The 14,150-nt window shown below is 74.7% G+C and carries 16 protein-coding genes; 8 read left to right on the top strand and 8 right to left on the bottom strand.

Annotation, left to right across the window (positions count from 1 at the left end; all coding sequences use genetic code 11):
• The first annotated feature begins 7 nt into the window (after positions 1–7).
• The 5 genes from pqqC to BLS21_RS05380 are packed head-to-tail and all read left to right on the top strand — an operon-like array spanning position 8 to position 3,726.
• On the top strand, positions 8–712 hold the full coding sequence (gene pqqC, locus BLS21_RS05400; RefSeq protein ID WP_091214810.1) for a pyrroloquinoline-quinone synthase PqqC: 705 nt from the start codon (positions 8–10) through the stop codon (positions 710–712).
• Positions 699–1,007, top strand: a complete 309-nt coding sequence (pqqD, locus tag BLS21_RS05395) for a pyrroloquinoline quinone biosynthesis peptide chaperone PqqD (protein WP_217635994.1) — start codon at positions 699–701, stop codon at positions 1,005–1,007. The genes pqqC and pqqD overlap by 14 nt, the downstream gene beginning before the upstream one ends.
• Positions 1,000–2,109, top strand: coding sequence for a pyrroloquinoline quinone biosynthesis protein PqqE (pqqE, locus tag BLS21_RS05390; protein WP_217635992.1), 1,110 nt, complete (start codon positions 1,000–1,002; stop codon positions 2,107–2,109). The genes pqqD and pqqE overlap by 8 nt, the downstream gene beginning before the upstream one ends.
• 52 nt (positions 2,110–2,161) lie before the next feature.
• Entirely contained in the window at positions 2,162–3,259 is a 1,098-nt protein-coding gene (locus tag BLS21_RS05385; protein ID WP_091214802.1) for a sodium:calcium antiporter, read from the top strand.
• Positions 3,260–3,318: 59 nt separating this feature from the next.
• On the top strand, positions 3,319–3,726 hold the full coding sequence (locus BLS21_RS05380; protein ID WP_091214799.1) for a YkvA family protein: 408 nt from the start codon (positions 3,319–3,321) through the stop codon (positions 3,724–3,726).
• 10 nt (positions 3,727–3,736) lie between these two features.
• On the opposite strand, the gene BLS21_RS05375 is transcribed toward BLS21_RS05380, so the two are convergent.
• From BLS21_RS05375 to BLS21_RS05355, 5 genes are all read right to left on the bottom strand, one after another.
• Positions 3,737–4,150, bottom strand: coding sequence for a GlcG/HbpS family heme-binding protein (locus tag BLS21_RS05375; protein ID WP_091214796.1), 414 nt, complete (start codon positions 4,148–4,150; stop codon positions 3,737–3,739).
• 187 nt (positions 4,151–4,337) lie between these two features.
• Positions 4,338–5,042, bottom strand: coding sequence for a hypothetical protein (locus tag BLS21_RS05370; protein WP_091214792.1), 705 nt, complete (start codon positions 5,040–5,042; stop codon positions 4,338–4,340).
• Positions 5,043–5,053: 11 nt separating this feature from the next.
• Positions 5,054–5,815 carry an FAD-binding oxidoreductase gene (locus BLS21_RS05365; protein ID WP_091214789.1) on the bottom strand — a complete coding sequence of 254 codons (762 nt, stop codon included), beginning with the start codon at positions 5,813–5,815 and terminating at the stop codon, positions 5,054–5,056.
• On the bottom strand, positions 5,785–6,387 hold the full coding sequence (locus tag BLS21_RS05360) for a molybdopterin-dependent oxidoreductase (RefSeq protein WP_091214786.1): 603 nt from the start codon (positions 6,385–6,387) through the stop codon (positions 5,785–5,787). The genes BLS21_RS05365 and BLS21_RS05360 overlap by 31 nt, the downstream gene beginning before the upstream one ends.
• A 68-nt stretch (positions 6,388–6,455) precedes the next feature.
• Positions 6,456–9,269, bottom strand: coding sequence for a helix-turn-helix transcriptional regulator (locus tag BLS21_RS05355; protein WP_091214783.1), 2,814 nt, complete (start codon positions 9,267–9,269; stop codon positions 6,456–6,458).
• A 269-nt stretch (positions 9,270–9,538) separates the two neighbouring features.
• Between BLS21_RS05355 and BLS21_RS05350 the strand changes: the two genes are divergently transcribed.
• Entirely contained in the window at positions 9,539–10,012 is a 474-nt protein-coding gene (locus tag BLS21_RS05350) for a DUF5709 domain-containing protein (RefSeq protein WP_091214780.1), read from the top strand.
• A gap of 33 nt (positions 10,013–10,045) precedes the next feature.
• The gene (locus BLS21_RS05345; RefSeq protein ID WP_072913449.1) at positions 10,046–10,342 is read left to right on the top strand and encodes a DUF6510 family protein; all 297 of its coding nucleotides are present in this window, start codon (positions 10,046–10,048) and stop codon (positions 10,340–10,342) included.
• A gap of 64 nt (positions 10,343–10,406) precedes the next feature.
• Here the strand turns inward: BLS21_RS05345 and BLS21_RS05340 are convergent, their stop codons facing one another.
• Positions 10,407–11,144: an alpha/beta fold hydrolase gene (locus BLS21_RS05340; RefSeq protein WP_091214777.1), complete on the bottom strand. Its 738-nt coding sequence runs from the start codon at positions 11,142–11,144 to the stop codon at positions 10,407–10,409.
• 140 nt (positions 11,145–11,284) lie between these two features.
• Entirely contained in the window at positions 11,285–12,226 is a 942-nt protein-coding gene (locus tag BLS21_RS05335) for an alpha/beta fold hydrolase (RefSeq protein ID WP_091214774.1), read from the bottom strand.
• Between the two features lie 189 nt (positions 12,227–12,415).
• Here BLS21_RS05335 and BLS21_RS05330 point away from each other — a divergent pair, with 189 nt between their 5' ends.
• Complete coding sequence (locus BLS21_RS05330; RefSeq protein WP_091214771.1) at positions 12,416–13,018, top strand: TetR/AcrR family transcriptional regulator; 603 nt, start codon at positions 12,416–12,418, stop codon at positions 13,016–13,018.
• A gap of 27 nt (positions 13,019–13,045) precedes the next feature.
• Here the strand turns inward: BLS21_RS05330 and BLS21_RS05325 are convergent, their stop codons facing one another.
• Positions 13,046–14,119 (bottom strand): thioredoxin family protein, encoded by a 1,074-nt coding sequence (locus tag BLS21_RS05325; protein ID WP_091214767.1) that lies wholly within the window; start codon positions 14,117–14,119, stop codon positions 13,046–13,048.
• Between the last annotated feature and the right edge of the window lie 31 nt (positions 14,120–14,150).

Genomic DNA, 14,150 nt, shown 5'->3' with positions numbered 1-14,150 from the left:
GCCCCTCATGACGCTGATCGACACGACCGGCACGGCGACCGACGAGTTCGTGGCCGCGCTGCGCGAGCACTCGCGGCGCTACCACGACCAGCACCCCTTCCACCGCAGGATGAACGCCGGGGAGCTGGACGCCGAGCAGATCCGCTGCTGGGTCGCCAACCGCTTCTGCTACCAGGCCGCCATCCCCCGCAAGGACGCCGCGATCATCGCCAACTGCCCGGACCGCGAGGTCCGCCGCCGCTGGCTGCGGCGCATCGTCGACCACGACGGCACGGCCGACGGTGACGGGGGCATCGAGGCATGGCTGCGCCTCGGCGAGGCGGTCGGGCTGACCAGGCCCGAGCTGGAGGACCAGCGGCACGTCGTCCCGGGTGTGCGCTTCGCCGTCGACGCCTACGTCACCTTCGCCCGCACCCGGCCGTGGGTCGAGGCGGTGGCCTCCTCGCTGACCGAGCTGTTCGCGCCGGACCTGATGGCCGAGCGCCTGGCCGCCTTCGAGCGCCACTACACCTGGATCGACCCGCAGGAACTCACCTACTTCCGCGCCCGCCTGACGCAGGCCCCCCGCGACTCCGCGCACGCCCTGGAGGTCGTGACGGAGCACTGCCGGACGCCGGAGCAGCAGGCGGCCGCCCTGGCGGCCCTGTCCTTCAAGTGCGACGTCCTCTGGAGCATGCTCGATGCGATCGACCGCGCCTGTGCAGACCGCTGACGGCACCGACCGCCCCCGGCTGGCCCGGCACGTCCGGATGGGGTTCGACCCGGCACGCGGGCAGCACGTGCTGCTGACGCCGGAGGCGGTCACCGTCCTGAACCGCACGGGCGCGGCCGTCCTGGAGCTGTGCGACGGGCAGCGGACGGTGACCGAGATCGTGGCCGAGCTGCGCGGGCGGTACGCCTCCGTGGACGACGACGAGGTCCGCGTGTTCCTCGACCGCCTCGCCGCCCGGCGGTGCCTCGAGACCGGGGACGCGGAGGCCGGCCGCGGACGGGCCCGCCGTGCCTAGCGCCGTGGAGCGGCCGTTCGGGCTGCTGGCCGAGCTCACCTACCGCTGCCCGCTGCACTGCTCCTACTGCTCCAACCCGCTCGACCTCGCCGCCTACGCCGACGAGCTGACCACGGCGGAGTGGCGACGGGTGCTGACCGAGGCCCGGGAGCTGGGCGTGCTGCAGCTGCACCTCTCCGGCGGTGAGCCGCTGCTGCGCCGCGACGTCGCCGAGATCGTGCAGTGCGCCGGCGAGCTGGGCCTGTACACCAACCTGATCACCAGCGGGCTCGGGCTGACGCCCCACCGCGCCGAGGAGCTGCTGGCCGCGGGCCTGGACCACGTGCAGATCAGCCTCCAGGCCGACGAGGCGGCCCTGTCCGACCGCATCGCCGGGGTGCGGTCGTTCGAGCACAAGCTGGCGGCCGCCCGGCTGGTGAAGCAGCTGGGCTGGCCCCTCACGCTCAACGTCGTCCTGCACCGGCACAACGTCGACCGGCTCGCCGGCATCCTCGACCTGGCCGAGCAGCTGGAGGCCGACCGGATCGAGCTGGCCCACACGCAGTACTACGGCTGGGCCCTGCACAACCGCGGCGGGCTGCTGCCGAGCCGGGCCCAGCTGGAGCGCGCCCAGGAGGTGGTGCGGGCCGCGCACGCGCGTCTGCAGGGACGGGTGGACGTCGTCTACGTCCTGCCCGACTACTTCAGCCGGTACCCCAAACCCTGCATGGGCGGCTGGGGCCGGCGCCAGCTCACCGTGGTGCCCGACGGTGGCGTCCTGCCGTGCCCCACCGCGCACACCCTGCCCCTGCCCCGGGCCAGCGTCCGGGAGCACTCCCTGGCGTGGATCTGGGAGCGGTCACCGCTGTTCCAGCGCTTCCGCGGGACGGACTGGATGCCCGAGCCCTGCCGCAGCTGCGACCGCCGCGAGGTGGACTTCGGCGGCTGCCGCTGCCAGGCCTTCCAGCTCACCGGCGACGCCGCCCGCACCGATCCGGTCTGCCACCTCTCGCCCGACCACGGGCTCGTGGCCGAGGCGGTGGCCGCCGCCGACGAGGGCGCGCGGTCCGGCGAGGTCGTGCTGACCCCCCGGCGGCACCCCGCTGCCGGGCGCAGCCGGTGACCGCCCGCCGACACCCCCCACCCACGGCCGGTCGCGAGGAGGGCCCCACGACATGACCTCGGTGTTCGTCTTCATCTCCGGGGCGACGCTGCTCGTGGTCAGCGCCGAGAAGCTCATCACCCACCTCGTCGGGGCGGCGAGCGGTCTGCGGATCCCGCTGTTCCTGCTGGCGGTCGTCTTCACCGGCGTCGAGTTCGACGACATCGCGCTCGGCGTCGGGCTGAACCTCGAGGACCTCAGCGGTGTCGCGCTCGGCGTCGTGTTCGGGACGGCGCTGTCGTTCACCGGGGTCGTCCTCGCGGTGGCCGCGGTCATCCGGCCGAGCCAGGTCGCCATCCCGCGCGACTACCTCGTCCTGTTCGCCGCCGCCCCGCTGGTGATGGTCGCGGTCACGCTCGCCGGACCGCTCACGGTGACCGACGGACTGCTGCTCCTCGGGCTGTTCGTCCTGTTCGTCACCTACGTCGCCGCCCGGGAGCTCCGCAGGAGCGTGGCGGTCTTCCGCGACGTGGAGGTGTACGAGGCCGCCGTCGCCGAGGCCGGGGACGACGTCCCGTCCCTGCGCGCGGCGGGGACGGACGTGCGGCCGGCCCCGGCGGTCGGGGCGGGCGCACGGGCCGGCGCCGAACGGACGCAGCAGGTCGTCGAGGAGGCGCCGCGCACCGACGAGCGCGACCTGCCCGGCTGGGCCCACCTCGGACTGGCGGTGGTCGCGCTCGCCGGCCTCGTCGTCGGCGCCGCGACGGTGAGCACCGGGACCGAGGGGATCCTGGCGGCCTACGGGCTCGAGGGCACGGTGTTCGGCGCCACGATCGCCACGGCCGTGCTCACCATGGAGGACGTCTTCCTGACGGTGGAGCCGTTCCGCAGGGGCGTGCCGGAGATCGGGGTCGGCAACGTCATCGGCAGCGTCGTCTTCTCCGTCACCGGGAAGCTGGGCATCACCCTCCTGGCCGGCGGCATCGTCGTCGGCCGGGACGTGTTCACCTGGCACCTGCCGGCGCTCGTCGTCCTCACCGCCCTGGCTGCGTACCTGCTCTCCACCGGCCGGCTGACGCGGTGGCACGGCGGCACCCTGCTGGCGCTCTACGGCGTGTACTGGGTGGTCAGCCTCGTCGCGTTCGGTGAGGTCCCGGTCGAACTCGGGTGAAGGCGGACCCTCTCCAGGACGATGCTCGGGGTGCGGGGCGGCGGAGAGGTGGCGGCGGGATGCCGGACTGGGCGTGGACGCTGGTCGGGGTGCTGGGTGGCCTGCTGCTGTGCTGGCTGGTCCTGATGGCCGTGCTGTGGGCGACCCGCCCGGACGACCTGCGGCTGCGGGAGCTGCTGCGGCTGCTGCCCGACGTGCTCAGGCTCGTGCACCGGCTGGCCGGCGACGGCACGCTGCCGCGCGGCGTCCGGGTGCGGCTGTGGCTGTTGCTGGGCTACCTGGCGCTGCCGTTCGACCTGGTGCCCGACTTCGTGCCGGTGCTCGGCCACGCCGACGACGCGATCGTGGTCGCCCTCGTGCTGCGCTCGGTGGTCCGCCACGCCGGGGCGGCTGCGCTCGACCGGCACTGGCCCGGTACGCCGGACGGACTGGCCGCGCTGCGCCGGGCCGGCCGGCTGCCGGCGTAGGGGCCGGACGTCAGAGGCCGGCGGTGGCCGCCTCGCAGACCGTCGTGTCCTGCTCGCCGGTGCCGCCGCTCACCCCGACCGCGCCCACGACGACCCCGTCGACGAGCACCGGCGCGCCACCGGCGAAGACCATCACCTTGCCGTTGTTGGACGCCTGGATGCCGTAGAACGGGCCGCCCGGCTTGGCCAGGTCGGCCAGCTCGGCGGTGGCGATGTCGAACGCCCGGGCGGTGAAGGCCTTGTTGATGGCGATGTCGACGCTGCCGCGCCAGGCGCCGTCCATCCGGACGTGCATGACGAGGTCACCCCCTGCATCGACGACCGCGATGTTCATCGGCTGCCCGATCTCCGCGGCGCGGGCCTCTCCGGCCGCGACGATGCGGCGGGCGTCGTCCAGGGTCAGGGTGGTCAGCTGCTGGGTCACAGGGATCCCTCCCCGATCGGAGCGTGGCCAGGGGCCGAGGCTCGTCAGCCCCTGCTCCGGTCCGGCGGGCCGGAACGGGACGGAGGTACCCGCGTCGCCGCCGTTCCCAACTCCGCGCCCGGCCGGCCGCCGTTCCTCCGGACCCGCGGCACGACGCGGGGCCCCGGGGCCGCGCCGTCGCCGACCGCTACTCCAGGACGCCGAGCACCGTTCCCCAGAGCTGCCGGTCGGGCACTGCGCGCCCCGCCGGGTCCGCATGGCCGCAGGAGTGCAGGCGGCTCACGTGGATCTGCGGAGCCGGTTCGTCGGTCGGGGCGGCGTCGGCCGGGTAGGTCATCGCCAACGGGTGGGTGACGTCCGTCGTCGAGCCGTTGACGAGGGGGGAGTACCCGTCGGCCGCGGTCGCGGGCGAGTCCGCGGTGTCGACGATCCACACGGTCGTCCCCGGGACGCTGCACGGCTGCAGGCCGAGCGGCTCGTCCTCGTACGCGGTGCCGGCCAGGCCCACGCACAGGCCGCTGGCGACACCCGAGGGCGCGTACTCCAGCTGCGCTGCGCGCAGGCTGCCGTAGTGACCGTTCACCGCGGCGGAGACCATGCCGGTCGCGAAGAAGTCGGAGACCAGGCCGCCGCGGGGCAGGAAGTCCTGCGACGGGTCAGAGCTGCCGGCGCGCTGCAGGACGAGGGGCTGGCCGACCGTGCCCACCCCGTCGAGCACCGCCTCCACGAACTGGGGGTCGCCGTGCGTGCCGAACTCAGGGCTGAAGACCGCGATGCAACCCGGGCCGCAGGCCGGGGTGGCCGCGCTCGCCGGGGGCATCGCCACCGTGCCCGTACCGACGACCGTGGTCGTCGCCGCGGCAACGGCCAGTACCCGGCTCCTGACGGACATGCGCCGCTCCTCTACGACGGATCGCCGGACCCGCCGAAGCGCTCGAGCCTGATCCACGACGGGTCGTGACCGAGGTCGACGAGCGTCGTGGCGGTGCTCTCGACGAAGGACGTGGGGCCGCACACGAAGACCCGCGGCCGGGTGGTGGGCGCGAAGGTCTGCGCCTCCAGCATGCGGCGGTCGATCCGGCCGGTCAGGCCCCTCCAGTCCGACGGCGCCTCCCGGGTCAGCGTGATCGTCGTCTGCGGGCCCAGGACGTCGGGGGCGAGGACGTCGTCGGCCGTGCGTGCCGAGTACAGCAGCCGCACCGGTGTGGACCCGCCCGTGCGCCGGTGGTGGTCCAGCATGGCGAGGAACGGGGCGACGCCGGCGCCACCCGCGACGAGCTGCACGGGGCGGCGGCCCTCGGCCCGCCCCCCGTCCCGGTCCACGGCGGACGACCAGACGAAGTACCCGCCGATGGGGCCGCGCAGCTCCAGCAGGTCACCGGAGCGCAGTTCGTCGGTGAGGTACGGCGACACCTCACCACCCTCGAACCGCTCGACCAGCAGGTGCAGCCGGGGGTCCTCGGGGGCGGAGGCCACCGAGTAGCTGCGCTGGGCCGTGTAGCCGTCCTCGGCGGTCAGCCGCAGGTCGACGTGCTGGCCGGGCAGGTGGCCCGGCCAGCCGGGGACGTCGAGGAGGAGCCGGTGGACGCGAGCGGTCTCGGGGCGGTTCTCGAGGACCGTGGCGCGCAGCCAGTTCAGTCGCCGCTGTACCGCTGCTCGAGCCATGGGTCCCCGCGATCGTGGTAGCCGAACGTCTCCCAGAACCCCGGCTCGTTGAACTGGCTGAGTGCGAACCCGCGGAGCCACTTGGCGCTCTTCCAGAAGTAGAGGTGGGGGACCAGCAGCCGGACCGGCCCTCCGTGCTCGGGTGCGAGCGGCTGCCCGTCGTAGGTGTCCACCACCCACGCCCGGCCGTCGGTCAGGTCGCTCAGTCGGTGGTTGGTGGTGTACCCGCCGTCGCAGAAGGCGAGGGCGTACGCCGCCTCGGTCCGGACGCCGGCCAGCAGCGTGTCGACCGCGACGCCCTCCCAGCGGGTGTCGAACTTCGACCACTTGGTGACGCAGTGGATGTCGACCGAGACCGCCTCGCGCGGCAGCTCCCGGAACTCGTCCCAGGTCCAGCGCCGCAGGCCGTCCACCTCGCCCTGCAGCGTCAGGTCCCACTCGCCCAGCGGCGTCCGCGGCGTCGGGCCGGCGGACAGCACGGGGAAGAGGTCGCCGGCGTCGTACTGGCCCGGGGGCAGTCGCTCGTCCCGGCGCTGCTCCCGGCGTCCGAACCCTCGAGAGACCAGTGACATGACGGCTCCTCCCCGGCGTCACCTCCAGCGGTGCCGACTCTCCCCGCCACGGCGGACCGGGGCATCAGTCAAAGGACCACGGCCGCAGCCTCCGCGGCCGCCTCGCGTGCGGTGCCGCTCAGGGCGTCCCGCAGCGCGGCCCGGGAGGTGATGCCCAGCTTCGGGAAGACCCGGTAGAGGTGGGCACCGACCGTCCGGGGCGAGAGGTACAGCCGGCTGCCGATCTGCTTGTTGGACAGACCCGAGGCGGCCAGCATGGCGATCTGGTGCTCCTGGGCGGTCAGTGCGCCGGCGCCCCGGTCACCGGTCGCGCCGCGGTGGGTCAGCCCGGTCGCCCGGACCTCGTTGGCCGCCCGCGTCGCCCACGGTCGCGCCCCGAGCTGCCGGAACCTCTCCAGCGCCGCCGTGAGCTGCACGCGGGAGGCGTTCGTCGCGCGGCTGCGGCGCAGGTGCTCCCCGTAGGCGAGCTGGACCCGCGCGCGTTCGAAGGGGTACTGCTCGGCCCCGGGGACGGCCAACGCCTCCTCGAAACGCCGGGACGCCTCCTCACCCGGTGCCACGAGAGCTGCGGAGCCCGCCTTCACGAGAGCGAGCTTCGGCCGGCCGGTGAAGATCGGGGCCCGCTCCATGGCCGCCACGTGCGCCGCGGCCTCGGGACGGCGGCCCGTGCGCACCGCGGCCTCCACCAGGTCCATGGCGACGGTGAGGCCGACCGGGGCGTACGGGGCGAAGCCACCGGGCTGGCTGACGGCGCTCAGCTCCCGGTAGGCGTCCTCGAAGTTCCCGCGTCCCAGCGCGGCCAGCCCGCGGACGCGGTGGGCGAAGTCCTCGAGCAGACGGACCGCTCTCGGCGCCGACCACGTGACGAGCTCGTCGGCCAGGGTCTCCGCCGTCCCGTCATCCCCTCGCGCGGCCGCCAGGAGGGCCGAGCAGTAGACGCCGGACAGGGTGATGAGCCGGTAGCCCAGCTCCTCACCCCACGCGCGGCCCTCCTCGGCCGTGCGTCCGGCCTCCTGCCAGCGACCTCCGTCGAAGGCGTCGTGGCACAGCAGCATCAGGGCGTTGACGGCCGAGGCGGCCGCGCCGCCCTGCCTCCCGTCCCTGACCACCCTCCGGAGCGCCTGCCGGCAACCGGAGAGGCGATCGGCGTACAAGGCGGCCATGCCCACGCGGACCACGTGGGTGGGATCGACGCCGGTGTGCGCGGAGACGATCAGCTCGTCGAGCCGCTCGAGCGCCGCCGGCGCCGCGCGGACGGGGTCGGCGAACACCGTGCGCGACACCGACAGCACCGGCGGGAGGTCCGGCCCCAGGGCCTCGAGCGCCCACTCGAAGGGGCGCCAAAGCTCGTCCCGGCCGCCGAAGTGGCACACCAGCATGAGGCTGTGCAGTGCGTCCTCGACCGTGGCCGCGCCGGATCCGTGGTCGAGCGCGTACTCGACGGCCCGCACGAGCATGCGGTGCGCCGTCTCGACGTCACCCTCCCCGTTGAGCAGGTGGTGCGCGGCGGCCACCGCGACCTCGAGGGACCCTGCCGTCCGGGGGTCGGCCGTGCGGGCCGCGGACAGCAGCTGGGGCACGTTGCGCAGGTCCCCGGTCGTGTCGGCACCCACGAACGCGGCGGCCGCCAGCCGGCGGGCTCGGTCCGGACCGCTCGGGGTGAGGTCTGCGGCCCGGAGGAGGGCGTTGACCGCGTGCACCGCGTCGCCCTTGTGCCGTGCGCGGTGCGCCGCGGTCTCGAGGAGGTCGGCGGCGCGGGCGTCGGCGCCCACGACGGCCTCGGCGAGGTGCCAGGCGCACTCCTCCGGTCGGTCGACCAGGACGTGGGCCAGGGCGCCGTGTGCCCGCCGCAGCTCACCGCTCGTCGACAGCTGGACCGCCGCTGACCCGATGAGCGGGTGCCGCAGGGTCACGCGTCCCGCGGCGAGGTCGATGCGCAGCAGCCGTGCTCGCTCGGCCGGGGCCAGGTCGTCGAGCCACCCGTCGGTGGCTGCCGCCGCACGCAGTGTCCGGAGGTCCCCCGTCCCCTCGAGGGCGGCGAGGAGCAGCAGTTCCCGGGTCCGCTCGGGGAGGGCGGCGAGCTGCTGGGCGAAGACCCGCTGCAGGTGGCTGCTCAGCGGAAGCGCCGACGGGAGGGGGTCGGACCCGGTGCGCTGGGCCTCGGTCATGACCGCGGGGAGCTCCAGCAGGGCGAGCGGGTTGCCCTGGGACGCCTCGAGGACGCGCCGGCGGATCTGCGCGTCGAGCACGGGGAAGCGGGCCCGCAGCAGTTCCGTGGCGGCGTCCTCGCCCAGCGGGGGCACCTCGAGCTGGGGCAGACCCGCCTGGAGGAGGACACAGTCGCTGCCGGTCCGCGCCGCGGCGATCAGGCCGATCCGGCTGCGGTCCAGCCGGCGGGCGACGAAGCCGAGGACCCGCTCGCTCGGCCGGTCCACCCACGGCACGTCGTCGACGACGACCAGCACCGGGCGGGACTCCGCCGCCCGCGTGAGCAGACCCAGGACGGCGGCCGAGACGAGCAGCCGGTGGGATGGCGGCCCCGCACCCAGGCCGAGGGCCACGACCAGCGCCTCGCGGTGCGGCTCGGGGAGCGTCTCCAGGTCGTCGAGGAGGGGCAGCAGGAGCTGGTTGAGGCCCGCGAAGCCCACCTCGGCCTCGAACTCGACGCCGGCAGCGTGGACGACCGTGGCACCGGAGGCCGCCGCGTCCCGCGCGGCCGTCTCCAGCAGCAGGGTCTTGCCGACGCCGGGTTCCCCGGTCACCAGGAGGACGGCGCCGGTGCTCAGCGCCCGGTCGAGGAAGGAGGCGAGTGCCGCACACTCGGCCGACCGGCCGATCAGGCCCGCGTCCGCGGTGCGGACGGGGGCGAGCGCTTCTGGCAACGGAGTCCCCTCCCGCGCGCACCCGGCGGTGCCGGTAGGCGAGCCCTCGGTCGTGGAGGTCGCTGGTCCGGTCGTCCGTGTGTCGGTGAGAGTGTCTCTCACCCTCGGGCGGGCCACCAGGGACCTCGGGCCCGGGGAGCGGCGACCTCCAGTCGGATGACCGATGCGTCGACGTGGTCGGTCCTGCCACGGTTCCCGACGGGAGGCGGGTGAGCGGCCCGCTGGTGAGCGCTCGCCCCTGCTCCGGCCCGGGGTCGAGGAGGTGTGCGGTGGACCCGTTCGTCTTCGGCACCGACGGGACCGATCCCGAGGAGGACTCCGGCGTCCTGGAGCCGCAGGACACCCTGGAGGACCTCGGCGGCGTCACCGACGTGCTCGACACCGGTTGGTCCCCGGCCGAGCGCCCGTGGGCGGTCACGGACTGGGGGACCACCGAACGCGAGGAGCTGGCCGGGGAGAGCCTGGCGGGTCGACTCGCCCGTGAGGTCCCGGAGCAGCAGCAGGTCGAGGGGGACGGACTGGGGGACGCCTCCGACACCGACGGGGAGCTCATCGACGACGAGGTCGGCGGCCGCCGCGCGGGGCGGCTGGTGGAGACCGCCGAGCGTTGGGGGGACGTCGAGCCGGAGCTGTACGCCCTCGACGTGGGCATCGACTCGGGGGCGGCCTCCGCCGAGGAGGGAGCGGTGCACGTCGTCCCCGACGAGGACGACGCCTGGTCCCCCGGCTGGACGGATCGATGACGCGCAGGTCGGAGTGGATCGGAGGTGTGTCCCGTGACCGGTGTCCCGGAGACGGGTGATCGGCGGCTGGACGGCAACGCGGCGGGCGGGGTCCTGCGTGAGGTCTTCGCGGTGGACCCGACGACGGCCGTCTCGACCTGCGCGCACTGCGGACGCCCGGCGCCCCTGGGGGAGCACCTGGTCTACGCCGACGCGCCTGCGCTCGTCGTCCGGTGCCCGGGCTGCATGCAGGTCGTGCTCCGCTGCGCCTCCGACGCGGCGGGCCTGCGACTGGAGATGACCGGGGTCCGGCTGCTGCGGATGACCCCCGCGGAGGGCGCGTCCGGCTGAGCCGGGCGCGGCCGGGCCGTCGGGACCGGGACGCGGTCCCGACGGCCCGAGCGGCCGGCGAGCGCTACGCCGGGACGGCCCGGAGCGCCTGCCGGACGACCTCGGTGACGACCTCCGGCCGGGAGATCATGATCACGTGGGAGCCCTCCACCTCGGTCACCGTGGCGCCGGCTCGTGCCGCCATGGTCCGCAGGACGTCGCTGCCGACCGCCTTGTCGCCGGTGGGGACGACGGCCCAGGACGGCAGGTCCTTCCACGCCGGCGCCGTGGTCGGCTCACCGAAGGCCAGGGCGGAGACGGGTCGCTGGGTGGCCGCCATGACGCGGGACTGCTCCTCCGGCACGTCCGCGGCGAAGGCGTCGTGGAACCGGTCCGGGTCGATCGCGAACTCGGTCTCCGTCCCGCCGTCGGCCGTCGGGTAGCTCCACTGGAGCAGGGCCGTGAGCAGCACGCTGTCCCTGGAGTCGGCCTCGACGTCCTGCAGGGTCTCCCCCTCGTCGGGGGCGAAGCCGGCGACGTAGACCAGTCCGACGACGTTGCCCGCCCGCAGCGCGGCGTTCGTGATGACCGCACCGCCGTAGGAGTGACCGACGGCGAGCACCGGTCCGTCGATCTGCGAGAGGGCGCTGGCCACGTAGGCGGCGTCGTGGGCGATGCCGCGCAGCGGGTTGGAGACGGCCCGCACCCGCACCCTGTCGGCGAGGAGCCGGGCGACGACGTCGGTCCAGCCCGCGCTGTCGGCGAAGGCCCCGTGGACGAGTGCGACGGTCGGCCGGGCGCCGTTCGCGGTGGCCTCGGTCATGGTGATCCCCTCCGGAACTGGTCGGCGGCTGAGGTGGCACCCGCCGCGCCCGGACGTCGGGGACGGCGTGCCGCAGGCAGGGACGTTGCCCCGGCGTCCGGGCGGCCGCATCGGTCAGGTGACCTGATGCGGCCGCCGGGTCAGGCGGACCCGGCCGGGCTCCGGTGGCCGGCGTGGAACCCCCGGATCGCGGACAGCGTCTCGTGCGGACTCTCCTCGACCATGAAGTGCCCGCAGTCGATCGCCCCGCCGGTGACGTCGTCGGCCCACTCCCGCCAGATCGCGAGGGTGTCGTACCAGGCCTCGAGCGCACCCCTGCCCGCCCAGAGCACCTGCGTGGGGCAGGTGATCCGTCGCCCCGCCGCGCGGTCCTCGTCGTCCTCCCGGCGGTCGCAGGTGGCCCCGGCCCGGTAGTCCTCGCACATGGCCTCGACGGTCGCCGGGTCCCTGGCGCAGCGGGCGTAGTCGGCCACCGCCACCGGGGGGAACCGGCGGATGGCGCCACCGAACTCGGCGTCGAACAGGAAGAAGTCGGGATCCCGTCCGATGAGCCGCTCGGGGATCGGGGAGGGCTGGGCCAGGAAGGCCCAGTGCCAGTAGCCGAGGGCGAAGCGGGCGTCGGCCCGGGCCCAGACCTCGCCGGTCGGGATGACGTCCAGCACCGTGAGTCGGCGGACCACCTCGGGGTGGTCCAGGGCCATCCGGTAGGCGACCCGCCCGCCCCGGTCGTGGCCGACGACGTCGAAGGCGTCGAAGCCGAGTCCACGCATCAGTGCGATGCAGTCCTCCGCCATGGCCCGCTTGCCGTAGCTCTCGTGGCCGGGCACCGCGGCCGGCTTGGAGCTGTCCCCGTACCCGCGCAGGTCGGGCGCGACGACCGTGAACGTCCGGGCGAGCTCGCCGGCCACCAGGCCCCAGGCCAGGTGCGTCTCGGGATAGCCGTGGAGGAGGAGCAGCGGAGGTCCCGAGCCGCCGTCGCGGACCCGCAGCGAGACCTCCCCGACGGAGACGTGCGACAACCTCAGCTCGTCGAACCCGTCCGGGAAGGCACCGTCGCTCGGAGCGTCGGCAGGTGTGGACATCGGGCTCCTCCCGGTGGGCACGGCCGAGGCGACCGCAACGGTGGACCGTGTCCGACGGCCGGGCCGTGGCGCATCGGTCAGCTGACCGCTCAGGGGAGAACGCGCACGTCGGTGACGGCGCGGTCCGGTGGGGTGACAGACTCGTCGCTCGTCCGGATCGGCCCCGCTGCGGGGACAGGAGGGAGCGGCATGCCGCCGAGCAGATCGGCTGCCGGCTCCCGGGAGCAGCGGCGTGCCCGGATCGAGCAGACGGCGCTGGAGCTCTTCCGCGCGAGGGGGTTCGACCACGTCACGGTGGAGGACGTCTGCGCCGAGGCGGGGGTGGCTCCCGCGACCTTCTACCGGCACTTCGGGACCAAGGAGGAGGTCGTCTTCGCCTACCAGGCGGACTTCACCGCGGCGCTCGGCAGGGCGCTCGATGCCGGCGCGCAGGTCCCGGACGCGGAGCGCCTGCCGGTCGTCCTCGGCGAGTTCGCGGCGTTCCTCGAGTCGCAGCAGGACGTCCTCGCGCTGCGGGACCAGATCGTGCTGGGACACCCCCGGCTCATGCAGCGGACGCTGACGGTCCAACGCGACATGGAAGGTGCGCTGGCGGCGGGTCTGGCGAGGTCGCGCGGCCTGCCGACGCCCGACTCGACGGCCCTGCTGGAGGCCGGTGTCGGCATCCTGGTGCTCCGCGTCGCACTCCGGTCCTGGCGGGCAGCGGGCGGGGGGTCGCTGGTGGCGGTCACCCGGCAGACGTGGCTGCGACTGCGGGAGGTGGTGGCCGGCCTGGTCACCGGCGGCGGGTGAGTCCTGCCGGTCCGCCGTCCGGCCCGCCTATCCGAAGGTGAGGGCGTAGACCGCGACGCCGGGGTCGAGGAACTCGACCTCGGAGGTCCCGCTCGTGACGGGGCCACGTCGACGGAGGAGCTGGTACAGGCGCGGTTCGGTGACCGTGCCGCGCCCGGTGTCGTCGACGTCGGTGCCGTGGTCGGATCCCGGGTCCCGGCCGTCGAGCCGGACGCGGAAGCGCACCTGCGCCCCGGCGGGCGGCGCCACGACCAGGTGCAGGTCCCGGGCGTGGAAGCGGCACGTGAGGCGGCCACCGGGCTCGTGCGAGGACGACGACTCGGCCCCGACCGTCCAGCTGCCCGCGAGGGACCAGTGCCCGAGTCCCAGCCGCTCCGCCGCGGTGTAGGCGTGCGGCCGGTCCGGCACGAGCCCGGGGGAGGAGGCGAACCCGGAGGTCCGGTCGTAGCCGAGGTAGGTCTCCGCGGAGCGGAGCGTGTCCCAGTCGGCGGGGACCTCGATGCCGCGGGCGTCGACCGGCGCCGGCGCCGGCCCGAGGTCGCCGGCACCGGCTTCGCCGAGGAGCTGCCGGAGGACCCGCTCGTCCTCCTCGTAGCCGCCCTCGCCGAAGCTGTGGTGGCGGAGGCGTCCTCCGGCGTCGACCAGGTACCGGGCCGGCCAGAACTGGTTGTGGAAGGAGCGCCAGACCGCGAAGTGGTCGTCGATCGCGACGGGGTGGTCGATGGAGCGGTCCCGCATGGCACGGCGGACGTTGTCCACGTCGTGCTCGAAGGAGAACTCCGGCGAGTGCACGCCCACCACGACCAGCCCGGAGTCGCGGTAGGCCTCCTCCCACGCGCGGACGTGGGGCAGGGACCGCAGCCAGTTGATGCACGTGTAGGTCCGGAAGTCGACCAGCACCACCCGACCGCGCAGGTCCGCACCGCTGAGCGGCGGGGAGTTGAGCCAGTCCGTGGCCCCCGCCAGGGAGAACTCGTCCTCGGCCGGCCAGAGGGCGTCCGTGCTGCCGGCCGGCCCGCGGTCCTCGGCCCGGACGGCGTCGTGGCGGAACCGGTGCCCGAGACGTCGGGCGACGTCGATCAGGTTGTCGTGGGATGCCATGGCCGGCGTTCCTCCCCGGAGTGGCGCGAGC

The sequence above is a fragment of the Geodermatophilus siccatus genome (assembly GCF_900103785.1).
GTDB classification, from domain to species: domain Bacteria; phylum Actinomycetota; class Actinomycetes; order Mycobacteriales; family Geodermatophilaceae; genus Geodermatophilus; species Geodermatophilus siccatus.
The sequence above is the reverse complement of the archived record's forward strand: the minus strand, read 5'-3'. Positions and strand labels throughout refer to the sequence as shown.